16 protein-coding genes are annotated in these 19,181 nt (G+C 70.9%); 4 read left to right on the top strand and 12 right to left on the bottom strand.

All coding sequences use genetic code 11. The features are described 5' to 3' along the window. Positions 1-106: 106 nt before the first annotated feature. Together ASD48_RS05105 and pepN are read right to left on the bottom strand one after the other, a co-directional pair. Positions 107-1,174, bottom strand: coding sequence for a hypothetical protein (locus ASD48_RS05105; RefSeq protein WP_057600110.1), 1,068 nt, complete (start codon positions 1,172-1,174; stop codon positions 107-109). Positions 1,175-1,395: 221 nt separating this feature from the next. Beyond that, positions 1,396-3,987, bottom strand: coding sequence for an aminopeptidase N (pepN, locus tag ASD48_RS05100; protein WP_057600108.1), 2,592 nt, complete (start codon positions 3,985-3,987; stop codon positions 1,396-1,398). Between the two features lie 149 nt (positions 3,988-4,136). Between pepN and ASD48_RS05095 the strand changes: the two genes are divergently transcribed. Together ASD48_RS05095 and ASD48_RS05090 are read left to right on the top strand one after the other, a co-directional pair. After that, complete coding sequence (locus ASD48_RS05095; protein ID WP_057600106.1) at positions 4,137-4,781, top strand: DsbA family protein; 645 nt, start codon at positions 4,137-4,139, stop codon at positions 4,779-4,781. Between the two features lie 46 nt (positions 4,782-4,827). After that, complete coding sequence (locus tag ASD48_RS05090) at positions 4,828-5,601, top strand: SAM-dependent methyltransferase (RefSeq protein WP_057600104.1); 774 nt, start codon at positions 4,828-4,830, stop codon at positions 5,599-5,601. Positions 5,602-5,663: 62 nt separating this feature from the next. On the opposite strand, the gene ASD48_RS05085 is transcribed toward ASD48_RS05090, so the two are convergent. The 9 genes from ASD48_RS05085 to ASD48_RS05045 all read right to left on the bottom strand — a co-directional run bounded on the left by ASD48_RS05085 (position 5,664) and on the right by ASD48_RS05045 (position 14,943). Beyond that, a complete protein-coding gene (locus ASD48_RS05085; protein ID WP_057600103.1) occupies positions 5,664-5,906 on the bottom strand; it encodes a hypothetical protein in 243 nt (80 codons plus the stop codon). 160 nt (positions 5,907-6,066) lie between these two features. Continuing rightward, the gene (locus ASD48_RS05080) at positions 6,067-6,708 is read right to left on the bottom strand and encodes a superoxide dismutase (RefSeq protein WP_057600102.1); all 642 of its coding nucleotides are present in this window, start codon (positions 6,706-6,708) and stop codon (positions 6,067-6,069) included. Positions 6,709-6,896: 188 nt separating this feature from the next. Further along, positions 6,897-8,288: an amino acid permease gene (locus ASD48_RS05075; RefSeq protein WP_057600101.1), complete on the bottom strand. Its 1,392-nt coding sequence runs from the start codon at positions 8,286-8,288 to the stop codon at positions 6,897-6,899. Between the two features lie 113 nt (positions 8,289-8,401). Further along, positions 8,402-9,295, bottom strand: a complete 894-nt coding sequence (locus ASD48_RS05070) for a TauD/TfdA family dioxygenase (protein WP_057600100.1) — start codon at positions 9,293-9,295, stop codon at positions 8,402-8,404. A 23-nt stretch (positions 9,296-9,318) separates the two neighbouring features. Beyond that, positions 9,319-10,677 carry an LLM class flavin-dependent oxidoreductase gene (locus ASD48_RS05065; protein ID WP_282438175.1) on the bottom strand — a complete coding sequence of 453 codons (1,359 nt, stop codon included), beginning with the start codon at positions 10,675-10,677 and terminating at the stop codon, positions 9,319-9,321. Further along, complete coding sequence (locus tag ASD48_RS05060; protein WP_057600099.1) at positions 10,674-11,411, bottom strand: ABC transporter ATP-binding protein; 738 nt, start codon at positions 11,409-11,411, stop codon at positions 10,674-10,676. Before ASD48_RS05060 ends, ASD48_RS05065 begins: the two co-directional genes overlap by 4 nt. Next, the gene (locus ASD48_RS05055; protein WP_057600098.1) at positions 11,387-12,319 is read right to left on the bottom strand and encodes an ABC transporter permease; all 933 of its coding nucleotides are present in this window, start codon (positions 12,317-12,319) and stop codon (positions 11,387-11,389) included. The genes ASD48_RS05060 and ASD48_RS05055 overlap by 25 nt, the downstream gene beginning before the upstream one ends. Before the next feature lie 5 nt (positions 12,320-12,324). Continuing rightward, complete coding sequence (locus ASD48_RS05050; protein WP_057600097.1) at positions 12,325-13,392, bottom strand: ABC transporter substrate-binding protein; 1,068 nt, start codon at positions 13,390-13,392, stop codon at positions 12,325-12,327. 321 nt (positions 13,393-13,713) lie between these two features. Continuing rightward, the gene (locus tag ASD48_RS05045; protein WP_057600096.1) at positions 13,714-14,943 is read right to left on the bottom strand and encodes an ROK family protein; all 1,230 of its coding nucleotides are present in this window, start codon (positions 14,941-14,943) and stop codon (positions 13,714-13,716) included. 465 nt (positions 14,944-15,408) lie between these two features. Here ASD48_RS05045 and ASD48_RS05040 point away from each other — a divergent pair, with 465 nt between their 5' ends. After that, the gene (locus tag ASD48_RS05040) at positions 15,409-15,987 is read left to right on the top strand and encodes a biotin transporter BioY (RefSeq protein ID WP_057600095.1); all 579 of its coding nucleotides are present in this window, start codon (positions 15,409-15,411) and stop codon (positions 15,985-15,987) included. Between the two features lie 86 nt (positions 15,988-16,073). On the opposite strand, the gene ASD48_RS05035 is transcribed toward ASD48_RS05040, so the two are convergent. Further along, positions 16,074-16,796 (bottom strand): LPXTG cell wall anchor domain-containing protein, encoded by a 723-nt coding sequence (locus ASD48_RS05035; RefSeq protein WP_057600094.1) that lies wholly within the window; start codon positions 16,794-16,796, stop codon positions 16,074-16,076. 256 nt (positions 16,797-17,052) lie between these two features. On the opposite strand from ASD48_RS05035, the gene ASD48_RS05030 reads away from it, so the two are divergent. After that, entirely contained in the window at positions 17,053-19,122 is a 2,070-nt protein-coding gene (locus tag ASD48_RS05030) for a serine/threonine-protein kinase (protein WP_079073689.1), read from the top strand. Positions 19,123-19,181 lie beyond the last annotated feature (59 nt).

The raw sequence follows: 19,181 nt of genomic DNA, 5'->3' as shown, positions 1-19,181 counted from the left end.
TGACGGCATGACGGCATCACGGCATGACGGCATCACGCATGAGGAGGGGCGTCGGGTCACGCCCGACGGCCCCTCCTCTCCCCTCCTGGCCCACCCCGGTCCGTCCCTACCGGGGCAGCACCACCACATACGCGGCCGGGTCCCTGTCGCCCGACGCCATCAACGCCGTGCGGACCACCGCCGCCTGCTGTTCCATCGCGTCCCTCAGCTTCTTGGGCGTGATGTACACGACCGTGATGCCGAGCCGCTCCAGATGCTCTCGCTTGCGGGCGTACTCCGACCACAGGGCGTCCTCGTCCTGTCGGGGCGCCCGGGTGTCCAGTTCGACCGCCACCGCCTGCTCCGGCCAGTACGCGTCCAGACCGCCCAGGTGGGGACCGCCCGGCAGGCGCAGGTCCACGTTCCACACCGGGTCGGGAAGGCCGTGGTCGCACACCATCGTGTACAGCCGGTCCTCCGCGAACGCGCGTCCCTCCGCGAGCAGTGAGTCCACCGCGTCGACCACGTGCGGGCGGCCCAGCAGCTTGGCGTTGTTCAACTCCCGTACCACCGCGGCAGGTTCACAGTGACCCCCGCGTACCGCCTCCGACAGCAGCCGCTGCACCACTCCCGCGTCCGTCAGCCGGGCGACCGCGTCGGCGAGCGCGCGGGGCACCGGCGCCACCGGAACTCCCGTGGCCTGCTCCGGAGTGGGCAGGGAGCCCGTGCGGACGACGTGGGCGCAGCCCGTCGAGCGCAGCCGGCGCATACGCGGGACCAGGACGTCGATGTGCTCCAGGGACGGCAGCGGGGGAGCGGACGAGATCCCGTGCAGGTTCAGGGCCGCCAGCCCGGTGATCATCGCCTCCTTGTACACCGGCCGGTGCGGATCGCCGGCGCCCGGCTGGGCCGGTACCGCGGGCGGTGGCGTCGCCGTGTCGCGGCCCGCGTACATCAGCACCGCGTGCAGCCGCTCCTCGCTGGTCGGCGGGCCCGGGTGGAGCAGGTACACGCCGGGGAGGAGCTGCTGCCAGGGGCCGCCGGGGCGGCACTGCTCGTTCGCCTCGGCCACGGCGACGCCCTGCGAGCGGAGCCGGCCCGCCGTCGTGACGCGGCGCTGTACGTCCGAGAGGTGGCGGACGGGGCGGGGGGACGCCGAGGGAACCTGGGGGAGCGGGGTGTTGTGGTGGTTCATGCAACGGGGATTCCGCGTCCGGCCGGTCTCTTAACCGCTGTTACACGCCCGTCGACAAATCCGGACAAGCTCGTCCTAAAGGACGGGTGTTCGGATGCCGATGGGGCGCCGAAAACCCCTGGTCCCGAATGAGGGAGCCAGGGGTTACGGGTCGGATTGCCTGAATTCCGTAACGGTGACCGTCAGCGGAATTCATGGCCAAAGATCAGGGCCCGGAGCGCTCAGTCGGTTCCGGCCTCCGTGCCGGCCTCCGCACCGGCCGCCTGCGCCCGCAGCGACCGCGCCAGGTCGTCGCGCGCCTCCAGCACCAGCCGGCGCAGCGCCGGGGCCGCCGACTCGTGCGCCGCGAGCCACGCGTCCGTCGCCTCCAGCGTCCGGGGGGAGTCCTGGAGCGAGGGGAACAGACCCTTGACGACGGTCATCGCGATCTGGATCGACCGCTCGGCCCAGATCCGCTCGATCGACGCGAAGTACTTCTCCGCGTACGGCACGAGCAGCTCCCGCTGCGAGGGCTGCGCGAATCCCGCGATCGTCGCCTCCACCAGCGCGTTGGACAGCGAGTCCGACTCCACCAGCTGTGCCCACGCCTGTGCCTTCACCGCCGCCGACGGGCGGGCCGCGAGACAGCGGACCTGATGCCGCTTGCCGGACGCCGTGTCGTCTCGGGCCAGTTCCTCCGCCAGCGCCTTCTCGTCGGCGTACCCGTGCGCGACCAGCGGCTCCACGAACACCCAGCGCAGCTCCTGGTCCACCTCCAGGCCGTCGATCTTCGCCGTACCGTCCAGCAGGCCCCGGAGCAGCTCGAAGTCGGCGTCCGAGGAGGCCACCGTCGCGAAGAAGCGCGCCCAGGCCAGCTGGTGCTCGCTGCCCGGCCCGGCCGCCCGCAGATTCCGCAACGCGGTGCCGGCCAGCAGCTCCTCGCCCGTCCGCCGCCAGGACCGCGGCGCGTAGTGGACCAGCGCCGACTCCGCCCACGCGTGAAGCATCTGCAGGACGCCGATGTCGGACTCGTGGTGCCCGAACCGCGTCACCAGGTCCACGAAGTCGGACGCGGGCAGCAGCGCGTCCCGGGTCAGGTTCCACAGGGCCGACCAGCACAGGGCGCGGGCCAGCGGGTCGGTCATCGAACCCAGGTGCTCGCGCAGCGTGGCCAGCGAGGTCTCGTCGAAACGGATCTTGCAGTACGTCAGGTCGTCGTCGTTGACCAGCACCAGGTCCGGGGCCGCGGCGCCCGCCAGCTCCGTCACGACCGTCCGCGGACCGTCGACGTCCGTCTCGGCGCGCGCGTACCGCACGAGATGTCCGTCCTCGCGGCGGTAGAGGCCGATCGCCACCCGGTGCGGCCGCAGTTCGGGGTACGCCTCGGCGGCCTCCTGGACCACCGCCAGCTCGTCGATCCGGCCCTGCGGGTCCAGCAGCACCTGCGGGGTCAGCGAGTTCACGCCCGCCGTCTGGAGCCAGGACCGCGCCCAGCCGCCCATGTCCCGGCCGCTGGTCTCGGCGAGCACCGACAGCAGATCCCCGAGACGCGTGTTGCCGTACGCGTGCCGCTTGAAGTAGCGCCGCGCGCCCTCGAGGAACGCGTCCTGGCCGACGTACGCCACCAGTTGCTTCAGGACGGAGGCGCCCTTGGCGTACGTGATGCCGTCGAAGTTCAGCTTCGCGTCCTGGAGGTCGCGGATGTCGGCGGTGATCGGGTGGGTGGAGGGGAGCTGGTCCGCGCGGTAGGCCCACGCCTTGCGGCGGTTGGCGAAGGTGATCCAGGCGTCGGTGAAGCGGGTCGCGCCGACGTTCGCGAACGTGCCCATGAAGTCGGCGAAGGACTCCTTCAGCCACAGGTCGTCCCACCACACCATGGTGACCAGGTCGCCGAACCACATGTGCGCCATCTCGTGCAGGATGACGTTCGCCCGCGCCTCGTACGACGCCTGCGTCACCTTGCCCCGGAAGATGTACTCCTCGCGGAAGGTCACCAGTCCCGGGTTCTCCATCGCGCCGAGGTTGTACTCGGGCACGAACGCCTGGTCGTACTTGCCGAACGGGTACGGGTAGTCGAAGTGGTCGTGGAAGAAGTCCAGGCCCTGCTTGGTGACGAGGAAGACGTCCGCGGGGTCGAAGTGGGGCGCCAGACCCTTGCGGCACATCGCGCCGAGGGGGATCTCCAGCGTCGTACCGTCACCCAGGTCGCGCGTGTACGTGTCCGTCACGTAGTGGTACGGGCCGGCCACGACACAGGTGATGTACGTCGAGATCGGCTTCGTCTCCGCGAAGCGCCACACCCCGTCGACGCGCTCGCCGGCGCCGTTGCTCCACACCACCCACTCCTCGGGCGCCCGTACCTCGAACCGGAACGGGGCCTTGAGGTCGGGCTGTTCGAAGCCCGCGAAGACCCGGCGGGCGTCGGCCGGCTCGTACTGGGTGTACAGGTAGACCTCGCCGTCCTCCGGGTCGACGAAGCGGTGCAGGCCCTCCCCGGTGCGGGAGTAGGCGCACTGGGCGTCGACGATCAGCTCGTTCTCCGCGGCCAGGTCCTCCAGCAGGATCCGGGCGCCGTCGAAGACCTCGCCGGGGTCGAGGTCGCGGCCGTTGAGGGAGACGGACGTCACACTCGGCGCGATCAGGTCGACGAAACTCGACGCGCCGGGCTCGCTGCTGCGGAAGCGGATCGTGGTGACCGACCGGAAGGTGCGGGGCTCGTCCCCGGTCCGGTCGCCGACCGCCGACCGGATGTCGAGGGACACGTCGTACCCGTCGACGGACAGCAGGGCGGCCCGCTCCCGGGCCTCGTCGCGGGACAGGTTCTCACCGGGCACGGCGGTACTCCCTCAGTGCTTGGACATGGGCTTTCGGACAGGAGTGATCCTGCCACGCGCCCCTGACGCGGGGCAGCAGGGAATGTGCGGCACGGACGCCGGTGTTCAGGGGAAAAGGCTTATCTCATGAGGATTGCTCAAGGAGAGACATGTCGGAGAAGACCCCCGTCGACTTCTGGTTCGACCCGCTGTGCCCGTGGGCCTGGATGACCTCCCGGTGGGTGCTGGAAGTGGAGAAGGTCCGTGACATCGAGGTCCGCTGGCACATCATGAGCCTCGCCGTCCTCAACGAGAACAAGCTCGACGAGCTCCCCGAGGAGTACCGCGAGATGCTCGCGGTCAAGGCCTGGCAGCCGGTCCGCGTCGTCACCGCCGCCTGGCAGCTGCACGGCGCCGACGTCCTCGGCCCCCTCTACACCGCGCTCGGCACCCGCATCCACAACAACGGCGAGGGCCCGACCGTGGAGGCCATCGCCGGCGCGCTCGAGGACGTCGGTCTGCCCGCGTCCCTGATCGAGTACGCCGAGCAGTCCGCCTTCGAGTTCGACGCCCAGCTGCGCGCCTCCCACAAGGAGGGCATCGAGAAGGTCGGCCAGGACGTCGGCACCCCCGTCATCGCCGTCCCCGGCCCCGACGGTGAGCAGATCGCCTTCTTCGGTCCCGTGGTGACCCCCGCGCCGAAGGGCGAGGAAGCCGCCCGCCTCTGGGACGGCACCCTCGCCGTCGCCTCGGTCCCCGGCTTCTACGAGATCAAGCGCACCCGCACCAAGGGCCCGGACTTCAGCAACCTGTGACGGCGGTGGTGCCCCGCGAGCATCACTCGCGGGGCACCATGGACCCATGACGGAGATCGACACCTCGGTGCCGCACTCGGCCCGGATCTGGAACTACTGGCTGGGCGGCAAGGACAACTACCCGGTGGACGAGGAGGCGGGCGACGCCTACACCGCCGTCTTCCCCGGCATCGTCACCATCGCCCGCAGCAGCCGGGCCTTCCTCGGCCGCAGCATCCGTTACCTGGTCGAGGAGGCGGGCATCCGCCAGTTCCTCGACGTCGGCACCGGGCTGCCCACCGTCGACAACACCCACGAGGTCGCCCAGCGCCTCGCCCCCGAGTCGCGGATCGTCTACGTCGACAACGACCCCCTGGTCCTCGCGCACGCCCGCGCGCTGCTCACCTCCACACCCGAGGGCGTCACCGCCTACGAGGACCTCGACCTCTACGAGCCCGCGCGCATCCTGGAAGCGGCGGGCCGGACACTCGACCCGACCCGCCCCACCGCCCTGATCCTCAGCGGCATCCTCGGTCACGTCGAGGACTACGACCGTGCCCGTGACCTCGTCCGCGCCCTGCTCTGCGGCCTGCCCGCCGGCAGCCACCTCTGCGTCAACGACGGCTCCCGCGGCACCGACCCCGTCTACGAGCAGGCCCAGGACGCCTACAACGAGACCGGGGCCGTCCCGTACTTCCTGCGCCCGGTCGGGCAGATCGAGGGCTACTTCGAGGGGCTCGACATGGTGCCGCCGGGCGTGGTGTCCGTCCCGATGTGGCGCCCGGACGGAACGCCCCCGCTGCCGATCGGCCAGCACGGCGGCGTGGGCCGCAAGCCCTGAGCCACGGTGCGTCCGGCGCAGACTCCCGGCCTCGCCGACCCGGTAGTCGGCCGGGATCTCCCCTAGGTGGCCGGCTGCGGCAACGTCCGGAACTCCTCCGGAAGATCGAAGCCGGAACGCCAGTTGAAGTAGGACTGCACCCGCACACAGCCTTCGCGGGTGCAGCGCCGGTACTTGTCGAGATCCGCACGGTGCGCCAGCACCTGCGTCTGCGTCAGGGCGAAGGCCCGCTCGGCGCCGCGCAGGTGCCGGAAGTGCTGTTCGGTGTCCCCGCAGTTGGGGCAACGCCTCTTCGGAAGACCCATGCGGGCCACTGTCGCCCCATGACGCGGTCCTTGGGAAGCCCCCGGCCAGGGCATACGGGAGCGGCCCCGCGAGTCATGTCCTCGCGGGGCCGCTCCTTCACTCCGCCTGCCGCCGTGAAGGGTGAGAAGACGATCACGAGGCAGGACGCTTCGCGCTGCCTCAGGGGGCGAGCAGCAGTACGTCCGCCCGGGACTTCGCGGCCTCCAGGCGCCGGGCCACGTCCTGCCAGTTCACGACGGCCCACATGGCCTCGATGAAGTCGACCTTCTGGTTCTTGTACTGCAGGTAGAAGGCGTGCTCCCAGGCGTCGAAGACGAGGATCGGCACGGAGCCCTGGCCGACGTTGCCCTGGTGGTCGTAGACCTGCTCGACGATCAGCCGGCCGCTGAGCGGCTCGTGGGCGAGGACGCCCCAGCCGGAACCCTGCGTCGTCGCGGACGCCTTGGTCAGCTGGGCCTTGAAGCCGGCGAACGAGCCGAAGGACTCGGTGATCGCGTCCGCGAGGTCGCCGAGGCCGTCCGCCGCGAGGGGCTCGCCGCCGCCGTCGCCGGTCATGTTGGCCCAGTAGATGCTGTGCAGGATGTGCCCGGAGAGGTGAAAGGCCAGGTTCTTCTCCAGGCCGTTCAGGGCCGCCCACTGCTCTTTGTCCCGCGCCTCCGCCAACTGCTCCAGCGTGTCGTTGGCGCCCTTCACATAGGCCGCGTGGTGCTTGTCGTGGTGCAGCTCGATGATCTCCGGGCTGATCACGGGGGCGAGTGCGGAGTAGTCGTAGGGCAGTTCGGGCAGCGTGTAGACGGGCATGCGGGTCCCCTCGAACCTCTTATTGCAAGTCACTTGCAAGTGCAGGCTAGCAACAAGAAGGGGGTTCCGGGCAAGTGCGCAGGGCGTGGCGGCAACGCAAAGGCCCCCACGTGTCGTGCACGTGGGGGCCGATGGGCCACCGGCCCGATGGGGGCTGACCCGATGGGGGCTGAGGGGGGGCGGCCGGGTCAGGCCTTCGCCCGCACGAGCTGCCGCCTCCGCTGCCAGGCGTACCCGACGGCCGCCAGGAACGCCGTCATCCCGCCCGACCCGTACAGCTGCACCCGGGTGCCCGGCTCCCGCGCCATCAGGACGAAGATCGCCGCCATCCCCGCCAGCGCGACCCAGGTGAGCACCGGGAACGCCCACATCCGGACGGTCAGCCGCTCGGGCGCCTCCCGCTCCAACCGGCCGCGCAGCCGCAGCTGGGAGCACGCGATGAAGATCCAGACGACCAGGATCACCGCGCCGATCATGTTCAGCAGCCAGGGGAACACATCGTCCGGCCGCCAGTGGCTGAGCAGCACGCAGCCGAAGCCGAAGACACAGGACGCGAGCACCGCGACCCGGGGCGCGCCGCCCGACACCCGGCCCAGCGCCTTCGGGCCGTGGCCCCGCTCCACCAGCGAGTACGCGATGCGCGAGGAGCCGTAGACATTGGCGTTCATGGCGCTCAGCAGCGCGGCCAGCACCACCACGTTCATGACCTGGCCGGCCCCGGGGATGCCGAGCCGGTCGAGAGCGGCGACATAGGGGCCCTGCTCGACGACCCCCTTCGCGTCCCAGGGGACGAGCGTGACGATGACCGCCATGGAACCGACGTAGAACAGCGCGATGCGCCACATCGCCGTACGGACCGCGCTCGCCACGCCCCGGACCGGGTCCTCCGACTCGGCGGCGGCGATGGTGACCGTCTCCAGTCCGCCGTACGCGAAGACGGACGCGAGCAGACCGACGACCAGGCCCTCGCTGCCGTGCGGGAAGAGCTCGCCCAGATGGGAGGTCCCCGGCGAGTTCGTGCCCGGCAGGACACCGGCGACGGCCAGCACGCCCAGCACCAGGAACAGGGTGATCGCGCCGACCTTCAGGGCCGCGAACCAGAACTCGAACTCGCCGAAGTTCTTCACGGCGGCCAGGTTCGCCCCGCAGAACAGGAGCATGAACAGCGCCACCCAGGCCCACTCGGGCGTGCCCGGCAGCCAGCCCGTGACGATCTTCGCGGCGCCGATGCCCTCCAGGCCGACGGCCGTGCACAGCAGGACCCAGAAGGCCCACCCCACCGTGAAGCCCGCCCAGGGGCCGAAGGCCCGCTCGGCGTGCGCGGAGAACGAGCCCGACGAGGGATACGCGGCCGACATCTCGCCCAGCATCCGCATCACCAGCATCACGAGCAGGCCGGAGAGGGCATAGGCGAGGACGATCGACGGACCGGCGGCGGCGATCCCCGCGCCCGAGCCGACGAAGAGACCGGCGCCGATGACGCCACCGAGGGCGATCATCGACAGATGGCGCTGCTTGAGGCCGTGGGACAGGGTGGCGTCCGGCTCCGGTGGAGTCGTGACGGTGGTGCTGCTGGGCATGGGCGCGGCTCGTCCAATGCGTGAGATGGGCAAAAACGCCCACAGTCTGGGCAGCCCCTCCGCGTCGGCGGAGGGGCTGCCCAGCATCCGGACGGACCGGACACGCGGTGTGGCTAGGCCGCTACGGAGCTGTAGTGCGCCGCGTCGCCCTCGATCGAGTAGCTCTCCTTGCCGTCGATGCCGACCGGGATGTCACCCGCGACCGTCACCCGGTGCAGCCGGCGGGGCCGGCCGTCGTAGTTGTCGACCGCGTAGTGCTGGGTGATGCGGTTGTCGAACAGGACCAGCTGGTTCTCCGACCAGCGGTGGCGCAGGATGTTCTCCGGCCGGGTGACGTACGACTGGAGCAGGTCGAGGATCTTGCGGGACTCGGCCGGCGACAGGCCCACGATGCGCTGCGCGAACCCGCCGATGAACAGTCCGCGCTCCCCGGTCAGCGGGTGCACGCGGACCACCGGGTGGACCGTGCGGTACTTGATCGAGGTGAACTGGGCGCGCGCGGCGGCCTGCGCCTCGTCGACCGTCTCCTCCGGCACCGCGTAGTCGTAGTCGTTGGTGTGCTCGGCCCACAGGGTGTCGGCGAGCTGCCTGAGCGGCTCCGGAAGCTGCCGGTAGGCCGCCGCCGAGCTGGTGATCAGGGTCTCGCCGCCGTACGGCGGGAGGACCAGGCTGCGCAGGGTGCTGGCCTGCGGCGGGTTCAGGACGAAGGTGACGTCCGTGTGCCAGTGGTTGGCGGCGCGGCCGCGTTCGCTGTCGACCGGCAGCACGTTCGGGGAGCCGTCGACGGCCGGCACGGTCGGGTGGGCGGTGGTGAGCTCGCCGAAGTGGCGGACGAAGGCCTGCTGGCCCGCGTCGTCCAGGTGCACGTCGTCGAAGACCAGGGCCTTGTGGACGTTGAGCGCCTCGCGCAGGGCGGTGGACGTCTCCTCGTCGAGGGGCTTCGCGATGTCGACGCCGGACACCCGGGCGCCGATGTGCGCGGTGACCTTGTGGATCTCGATGCTCATGGGAGGTTCCTTTCGGACGGGGGTCAGACGAGGACGGGTGCGGGGGCGGTCACGTACTGGTTGGCGGGGCGCGGGAGGCCGTACCTCTCGCGCAGGGTCGTGCGCGGCCCGTACTCGCTGCGCAACAGGCCGCGGGCGCGCAGGATCGGCACGACGTGGTCGACGAAGGCGTCCAGGCCGGAGGGCAGCACCGCGGGCATGATGTTGAAACCGTCGGCGGCGCCCTGGGTGAACCAGCTCTCGATCGCGTCGGCGACCTGCTCGGGCGTGCCCGCGAAGGTGAGGTGCCCGCGCCCGCCGCCGAGCCGCCCGATCAGCTGCCGCACGGTGAGGCGCTCACGCCGGGCCAGCTCCACCACGAGGGTGTAGCGGCTCTTGGCGCCCTCGATCGCGCTCTCCGGCGGCAGATCGGCGGGCAGCTCCGCGTCCAGCTCCAGGGCGCCCGGCTCCAGCTGGAGCAGCTGCTCCAGCCGCTGGACCCCGTGCGTGTGCACGATGTGGTCCTCCAGGACCTGCTCGTTGGCGCGCGCCTCGGCCTCCGTGGAGCCGATCACCGGGACGATGCCGGGCAGCACCTTGATGTGCTCGGGATCCCGGCCGGCCCGCCGGGTACGGGACTTGAGATCGGCGTAGAAGGCCTGCGCGTCGGCGAGCGTCTGCTGCGCGGTGAACACCGCCTCCGCGTACCGGGCCGCGAACGCCTTGCCGTCCTCGCTCGACCCGGCCTGCACCAGCAGCGGGTAACCCTGCGGCGAACGGGGGACGTTGAGGGCGCCCTCGACACTGAAGTACGTGCCCCGGTGCCGGGGCGGGTGGACCTTCGTGTCGTCGCCCCAGACGCCGGCCCCCTTGTCGGCGACGATCGCGTCGTCCTCCCAGCTGTCCCAGAGCTTCAGGGCCACGTCCAGGAACTCGCCGGCCCGGGCGTAGCGCTCGGCGTGCGCCGGCTCGGCGTCCAGTCCGAAGTTGCGGGCGGCCTCGGCGCCGGCGGTCGTGACGATGTTCCAGCCCGCCCGGCCGCCGCTGATGATGTCGAGCGAGGCGAACTTGCGGGCCAGGTTGTAGGGGGAGTTGTAGGAGGTCGACGCGGTGGCGATGAGGCCGATGTGCCGGGTGGCCGTCGCCAGCGCGGTCAGCAGGGTGAGCGGTTCCAGGGCACCGGCCGGGCGCTGGGCGATGGTGCCCCACAGCTGCGGCCCGTCGGCGAGGAACAGGGAGTCGAAGGTCCCGCGCTCGGCGATCCGGGCCAGGTGGACGTAGTGGTCCAGCTCCACGTGGGCGTACGGGTCGCTCTCCGGGAGCCGCCAGGACGCCTCGTGGTGGCCGGTGTTCATCAGGAACGCGTTCAGGTGGAGCTGTCGTCCGGGGTGCGGCGTGGTCACTTGTGGTCCTCCGTGACGCCCAGGGCGGCGAGCAGCCGTTCGCGGTACTCGCCGAGCAGCGGGTCCCGGTACGAGCGCGGGTGCGGGCGGTCGATGGTCAGGTCGAGGCCGATACGGCCGTGGTCGAGGACGAGGACCCGGTCGGCGAGCACGATCGCCTCGTCCACGTCGTGGGTGACGAGCAGCACGGAGGGCCGGTGGCGCTCCCACAGCTCGCGCAGCAGGGTGTGCATCCTGATCCGGGTGAGGGCGTCCAGCGCCCCGAACGGCTCGTCCGCGAGGAGGAGTTCGGGTTCACGGACCAGCGAGCGGGCCAGTGCGGCTCGCTGCGCCTCACCGCCGGACAGCTCGTTCGGCCAGGCCCGTTCGCGGCCCTTCAGCCCCACCTCGGCGAGGGCCTCGCGGCCCTTCTGCTCCGCCTCCTTGCCGTCGAGGCCCAGCAGGACGTTGTCCAGCACCCGCCGCCAGGGCAGCAGCCGGGAGTCCTGGAAGACCACCGACACCCGCTCCGGGGCGGTGAGCTGCCCGCTGCCGACGACCTCGTGGTCGAGGTGGGCGACCGCCCGCAGCAGGGTGCTCTTGCCGGACCCGCTGTGCCCGAGAAGGGCCACGAACTGGCCGGCGGGGATGTCCAGGTCGATGCCGTCGAGGACCGTGCGGGTCTCGAACGACCGTGTCAGGCCGCGCAGTTGAACTGCGGCGGAGCGGGTCAGCTGCTCAGTGTGCGGCGCCACGACAGCACCCTCCGTTCGATGAGACGGACCGCGGCGTCGGAGAGGAGACCGAAGACGCCGTAGATGAGGAGGCCGACGAGGATGACGTCCGACTGGCCGTAGTTCTGGGCCTGGAACATCATGTAACCGAGGCCGCTGGTGGCGTTGATCTGCTCCAGGACCACCAGTCCCAGCCAGGAGCCGGTCACCCCGAGCCGGAGTCCCACGAAGAATCCGGGCAGGGCGCCGGGGATCACGATCTGCCGGATGAACCGGACCTTCGACAGGCCCTGCACCTCGGCGAGTTCGACGAACCGGTGGTCGATGCCGGACAGCGCGGAGTGCGTGTTGAGGTAGATCGGGATGTAGACGACGATGGCGATGATCGCGATCTTGAAGGTCTCGCCGATGCCCAGCCAGAGGATGAACAGCGGGATCAGGCCGAGAGTCGGGATCGCCCGGTTGAGCTGCACGGTCCCGTCGATCAGGGCCTCCCCGGACCGGGTGAGGCCCGAGGCCAGCGCGAGGGTCACCCCGGCGGTCAGGCCGATCGCGAAGCCGTAGGCGGCGCGCTCCAGCGAGGTGAGGATGTCGGTGGTCAGCGTCCCGTCGGTCCACAGGTCGACGCCGGTCCGCAGCACCGTCCAGGGCGCGGGGATCGCCCCGGTGTCCAGCTGTCCGGCGGCCGAGGCGGCGGCCCACAGGACGATGAGCAGCAGGGGGCCGACGAGCCGGGAGGCGGGCCACGGTTTGCCGGGTGCGAGGCCACGGCGCCGTTGCCTGCGACGGACCCGGGACCCGTCGTCGGCGGCGACGGCGGCGGCCGGGACCGTGGTCGAGGTCGCGCCGGTCGAGGTCGTGCCGGTGGTGGTTGTGCCGGTGGGGGTACTGCCGGTGGTGGTCGTGTTCGTGCTTGCGCTGGTGGTCATGGCGGTCAACTCCGGTACTCGGCTGCCACGGACTTGGCGGCGATGCCCTCGAAGCGGTGGTCGAACAGCGAGGAGACGTCGAACTTCTTCACGAAGCCGCCCTCCGCGAGGAGGTCCGCGGTCTCCTGCTCCCACTTGATGGCCTCGTCCCAACTCGGCGGGAACAGCGGCTTGTTGGCGAGTGCGGTGATCGACTTGGCCTGGTCGAGGGTCAGGTTCTGCGTCTTGACGTAGAACTCCTCGTTCCAGACGTCCGGGTTCTCGTAGCTCCACACCAGGCCCTGCGCCCACTGCGGGATGTACGCGGCGACGGCGGCGGCCTTCGCCTTGTCGTTCAGCACGGACACCGGCGCCCACAGCAGGCTGAGCAGGTCGACGACGTCGGTGGTGATGATGCGGGCGCCCTTGGACTCGTACTGCTTGAGGTAGGCGGGCGACTGGGTGTTGCCGAGCGGGGCGATGTCCACCTGGCCCGACTGAAGCGCGGTGAGGAACTGGTTGCTGGTCAGCGGGACCAGCTTCACCTCGTCGTACTTCAGGCCGGCCTTCTTCAGCGCCCGCAGCAGGACGACGCCCTGCGCCTGCCCCTGCGAGAACGCCAGCTTCTTTCCGCGGAAGTCGTCGACGGTCTCGATGTCGCTGCCCGGCTTGGTGGCGAAGACGTAGTTCGGCTTGCGGGTGATGTTGATCGCGACGATTTTCGCGTCGAAGCCCTGGTAATGCGCCTGGATCGGCGGAATGCCCGCGTTGTTGGCGACGTCCAGGGACTTCGCGCGGAAGGCGTTGATGACGTCGGGACCGGCCCCGATGTTCAGCCAGTTCGACACCGTGAAGGGCAGTTCGGGCAGCTTCGCCAGCTTCAGCTGCAACTGCTGCGCGCCCTGGAAGGAGGCGATCTTCAGACTCGTGCCGGCGGGCACCTTGTCGGCGAGCGGGGCCGTGGAGGCGCCCTCACCACCGGTGGCGGCACTGCTCTCGGCGCAGCCGCTGAGCCCGGCGACACCGGCGGCGGCGCCCAGCAGCGAGGCGAGGAAGAGACGCCGGTCGACACCGGGCGTACGGGAAACAGGCACGGGAGAACCCCCAGGGGAAAACGGAGACAAGGCAGGCGGAAGCCGGCGGAGGAAAGCGGGTGTGGCAGAGGCTGCAAGGGCCTGCGGGAATCCAGAGGAATCCACGAGAAAACCGCGGGAGATCCTCGGGGGACGACCGGCAGGGGACCAGCAGGAGATCCGCAAGGAATCTGCAACAAGACCGAAACGAATCCTGCGGCTAAAGGCAGGAGAAGGACGCGCTCCCGGCGCGCCGGGGCGTCAGCAACAGAAGGTGCGACAGCTCATGAGAAAGATGTTCCTGTCCACGTGTGGGGCCTGTCAACATTCGGAGTTTCTGAATTAACTCGGCTCAGGTGGGGCGCCCGCAGGACGCGGCCAGGACGAGGCCAGCGGATCCCGGTAGAGCACGTCCAGTGCCACCGCCCCGCCCGCCACGGCCAGCACGGAGTCGGGGAAGCTGCTCGGCGAGACGGCTGCCGAGCGCCCCGCCCCGACCTCGTCGCGCAGCGCGGCGAGGCAGTCCTCCCGGAACAGCACGCCCACCTCGGTGACGACGACCCGCTCCGGATTGAGCACGTCCAGGAGCAGCCCGGCCGCCCGGCCCACCATCCGCGCCCGTTCCCGCAACAGCCGTACGGCCACCGGGTTCCCGGCGTCCGCCGCGGCGACCACGTGCATCGGGTTCACCCCGTCGATCACCCCGGCCTGCCGGGCCCGCCGGCACAACGTCCGCTCGCTCAGCTCCACCTGGAGGCAGCCGACCCGGCCGCACGCGCAGGGCTCGGTGCCGCCGGCCAACGGCAGATGGGCGATGGCCCCGGCCTGTGAACGCGGCCCGTGGTGCACCTCGTCGTTGGTGGCGAACGCCGCGTCGACCACGTTCCCGACGAACAGATGCAGCACGCTCAGGTTGCCGCGGGCCTGCCCGAACAGCCGCTCCGCGTTGACCAGCGCGCGGGCGTGCCCGTCCACCTGGACCGGCAGCCCGGTGTGCGCGCCGACCGCCTCCCGCACCGGCACGTCCCGCCACCCCAGCAGCGGATGCTCGACGACGGTCCCCGAATCGCGGTCCACCCAGCCGCCCACGGCGACCCCCACCCCGAGGGCCCGGCAGCCGGGAGCCTCCCCCAGCAGTGCGCCGAGTCCGTCGGCGGCCCGCGCCAGTACCCCGGACGGTTCGAGGCGGCCCCGATGCTTCAACTCCCGGCGTGCCACCACCCGGCCGCGCAGATCCAGCAGCGACACGGTCGTGTAGGGCACCGCCACATGGACCCCGCCCACCACGAACCGCGAGTCGTCCAGATCCACGGGAACGTGCGGCCTGCCCACCCCGTTGCTGCGCCGGGGCGCCGCCGCCTCCCGGAGCAGCCCGAGCCCGGTGAGCCGGGCACAGTGATCGGTGACGGAAGCGGGGGACAGCCCGGTGAGCCGGGCGATGGTGGAGCGTGCGACCGGCCCGTGCTCCAGCACGGAACGCAGGATCACACTGGCGCTGGTACGCCGCCGGTCGCTGTCGGCGACCCGGGTGACGGGAGAGGGCGGGGCGGGAGGAGCCGCGGTACGGGGCATGGGGAACTTCCTCGGAAGTCGGGAGCCGGTCCGACACTGCGCCGTCTGTGGAGCGCGGCGCGCCGGATGATCGGCTCCGCCCGCCTCACACCGGAGGGCGACAGGCGGCCGCGCCCACGCGTCGCAGGTCGACATGGCGACGCGACGAGAAGTTCAGGGCCTGGGCCTGGGCAACCATGGCTCGAAGCTAGCAAAGGGGGTCGGCCCTGCCCAGATGGCGACCGACGGGCGAGACAGCCGCCGTTCGATTGGCGAAACCCTACAGAGACCGCCCGGGGCACCCGCGTATCCCGGACCACTCCACCTCAGTGACCAGGGTCACCTCGTACCGCGTGTAACCCTCCCCCTTTGTCAGGAGCCCACCAACCTGCCGTTCGACCGTTTGTCGACCGCGGACGGTGATCGCCTCGATCCCCCTGGGATAGCGTCGCCGTGTCCCGTCCGTCCCGATCTCGCGGAGTCCCCATGAGCACCGCCGCCGTCACCCCCGCTCGTCCCGGAAAGGTCCTCGCCGACCTCCTCCCCGCTTCCCGTGTCCGGGACATCGCGCTCGTGCTCGGCGGTGCCGCGCTCACCGGCCTCGCGGCCCAGATCGCGGTCCCGGTGCCCGGCTCCCCGGTCCCGGTGACCGGCCAGACCTTCGCCGCGCTGCTCGTCGGCACCACCCTCGGCGTCCGCCGCGGGGTCTCCTCCCTCGCGCTCTACGCGGTGGCCGGTCTCGCCGGTGTGCCGTGGTTCGCGGGCGGCAGCTCGGGTGTCTCCGTCTCCTTCGGCTACATCCTCGGCATGATCCTCGCGACCGCCGCCGTGGGCGCCCTGGCCCGTCGGGGCGCCGACCGCTCCGTGCTGCGCATGGCGGGCACGATGCTGCTGGGCGAGGCGATCATCTACCTCGTCGGCGTCCCGTACCTGGCCTACGCCGCCGACATGAGCGCCTCCGCCGCGATCGCGGCCGGCCTCACGCCGTTCCTGATCGGCGACGCCGTCAAGGCGGCCCTGGCGATGGGCCTGCTCCCGACCGCCTGGAAGCTCGTCAAGGAGTAACCGCCCTCAGGCGATGACGAAGGGGTTCGCCGGGCGGGATCGCAGTACGCGACCCGGCCCGGCGAACCCCTTTCGCGTGGGCCCGGTCAGCTCTCGCGCCGCACCGGCCGGCGCTGGGACCACCACAGTCCGGCCGCGCCCGCCGCGAGCAGTGCGGCTCCGGCCGCGCCGAGCGACAACACGTCCCGCCCGACACCCGTCTTGGGCAGTTCGTCGCCGCCGGGCCCCACGGGTGTGTTGTCGGTGCCGAGGAGCAGCGGGGTGGCGGGCGCGTTCGGCGACGGGTTAGTCGTACCGAACGGCACCGGGCCCTGCTGCCAGAACGTCTTCTTCCCGTCGGCGGTCTGGACGGGCAGACAGATCTTCCCGGTCTTGCCCAGGTCGAAGGTCGCGTCGACGGCGTACGACTTCGACGCCCCGGCCGCGAGATTGTCGATGGGGCAGGAGAAGCCGCTGTTGGATCCTTCCGGGAGATCTTTCTCCGCGATGGCGTCACACCCCTGAACGCTTTTGACTGAAAGGCCGTCGAAACCGACGACCAGAAGCCGTATCTGTCCGCTGTCCTTGGTCCCCTCGTTCTTCACCGTGGCGGTGATCGCCGTTTTCCCGGAACTGTTGTCGACCGAGATCCGCTCCGGCAGTGTCGTCGTCGTCTTCACGCCCGCGGGCGCCTCGTCGACGGGCTTTCCCCCCTTGCTGCTGCCCGGCCCCTGATCGTCCGCCCCGGCGGGGAAGGAAAGGATCAACACCGCCGAGAAAGATGCCACGACCAGCGATCCGGCGACGGTCGTCGCACGACGAGAACTCATGTTCGCCCCCCTTGGCTGCGCCTGAATTCGCAGTACTGGAAGAGGTACCACAAGATTTCTCCACACTATGCTGATAGGGCAGTAAGTGTGACTATTGTGTTCCGGGGCCGGGCAATGAAGGGGGTGCAGCGGATTGCCGGGAAATGCGGGAAACACAGAGAATCCGGGGAATGCGGGGAACTCCGGGAACTCCGGGAACGCGGGGAACGCGGGGAACACGGTTGATTCCGGGAGTGGCGGTTTCTCCGGGTTGCTGGTGACGGGGCGCTACCGGCTGGTCGAGAGTATCGGCCAGGGGGGAATGGGGCGCGTGTGGCGAGCGACCGACGAGGTTCTCGACCGGCAGGTCGCGGTGAAGGAAATGCGCATCGACGGCCTCGACTCCGAGGACACCCGCACCCGCCGCGAACGCACCCTGCGCGAGGCCAGGGCCACCGCCCGCATAGACCATCCCAACGTGGTGCGCGTCTACGACGTCGTCGACGAGGGTGAACGCCTCTGGATCGTCATGGAGTTGGTGGCCGGCCGCTCCCTCGAACGGATCATGGCCGAGGAAGGCCCACTGGGCCCGCACGAAACCGCCCGGATCGGCCTGGGCCTGGTCACGGCACTGCGTCAGGTGCACGCGAGGGGAGTACTGCACCGCGACATCAAACCGGGCAACGTGCTGGTGGAAGGCGGGGGGAGCGGAGGGGACCGCGGAGGCGGGGGCAACGGGGGCAACGGGGAGAGCGGCGTCCGGCGAATCGTCCTCACCGACTTCGGCATCGCCGCGATCCAGGACACGAAGGCGTTGACCATGGTCGGCATGCTGGTCGGCTCCCCCGACTACATGGCCCCCGAGCGCATCTCGGGCCACCCGCAGGGCCCGCCCTCCGACGTGTGGTCCCTGGGCGCCACGCTCTGCGCCGCCCTGGCCGGCCACTCCCCCTTCTCCCGGGACACCACCCTGGCGACCCTGCACGCGGTCCTCTACGAGGAGCCCCGACTCCCTTCCAACGCGGGCCCGTTGTACGACATCCTCACCGCTCTCCTGGCCAAGGAACCCACGGCCCGCCCCACCCTCACGGACCTGGAGTCCACCCTTGAGCGCATAGCCTTCGCGCCGCCCCCACCGCAGCCGAACGAGGTGGTGGCAGAGGCGGCGGAAGAGGAGGCAGGAGAGGGGCCGGGGGAGGAGGCGGGAGAGGGGGCGGGAGAGGAGAAGGCGGAGACCGGCTCGTCGACTCGCGTACTCCTGAACCCCGTCAAGGCGCCCCACTCGCCCGAACCCCCTGCCACCGCCGATGCTTCCGCCGGTCCCTCTCCCGGTGCTTCCGCCGGCGTCTCCCTCGGTGCTTTTGCCGACTCCTCCAGTGAAGCGGCCTCCGAGATGCGCTCGGAGTCGGGCTCCGAACCCCCGTCCCCCAGCCCGCCGGGAACCCCGACCCCGCGCTCCGGCATCTCGCTCGCCCGCTCCCGCGCGGTGACGGAACGCAACCCGGCCCCGCATCCGGCCCCGCACTCGGCGCAGCACCCGGCCCCGCACTCGGCGACGACCCGTCGAGCCGGCCTGCCACCCGGTGGTGAGCTGCCGGGTCCGGCTGTCCCGGCCGCTTCCGGTGCCGGCAGGCGCCGTTCACGCGGGGGTACCGGAAGCCGTACGGGGGGTGTGGGGGGATGGACGGGGCGCCGGACCGGCACGGTCGCCGCCGTCGGTGTCGTCGTCGTGGCCACGGTCCTCGCGATCGTGCTGGCGTCGGCCCCCGGCTCGCACGACGGCGACAACCAGGCAGGCGGTTCCTCGCCCAAGCCGTCCCCCGTCACGGGCTCCGGGTCCGGCTCCGGACTCGGTTCCGGCTCCGGCTCGGGTTCCAGTCCCTCGGCGTCGCCCACCGTCGAGGGCACGTTCAGGCCCCCGAGCCTGCCCCCGGGCACGCACCAGGAGGCCGGCGGCTTCGCATGGGCGACGCCCAGGGGCTGGCGGCGGGACGTGAAGACGGGAGCGGAGGTGCACTACACGTCACCCGACGGCACCCAGGAGCTCGTCGCCAAGTCCTCCCTGGCCCGTGGCGACCTGATGGACACCTGGCGGACCTCCGAACGGAACGCCCACCAGGGCCGGGACTACAGCAAGATCCGCCTTGAGGAGACGACGTTCCGAGGCCGGCCGGCGGTCGTCTGGGAGTACACCTTCACACTCCAGGGCACCCCGTGGCACGCGCGGCTCCTGGGCTTCGACGAGAGCGGGAAGTCGTACCAGATCAACATCTGGTACCAGCCCGCGGCCGAGGCGGCGGCCCTGAAGACGTACGAGAAGGTCAAGGACAGCTTCACCGTGACGTGATGTGACGTGACGTGTCGTTGAGGTGCGAGAAAACGGAGGAAAGGGGCCCGCCGAAGCGG

The sequence above is a fragment of the Streptomyces sp. Root1310 genome, assembly GCF_001426425.1.
Taxonomy (GTDB): domain Bacteria; phylum Actinomycetota; class Actinomycetes; order Streptomycetales; family Streptomycetaceae; genus Streptomyces.
The sequence above is the reverse complement of the archived record's forward strand: the minus strand, read 5'-3'. Positions and strand labels throughout refer to the sequence as shown.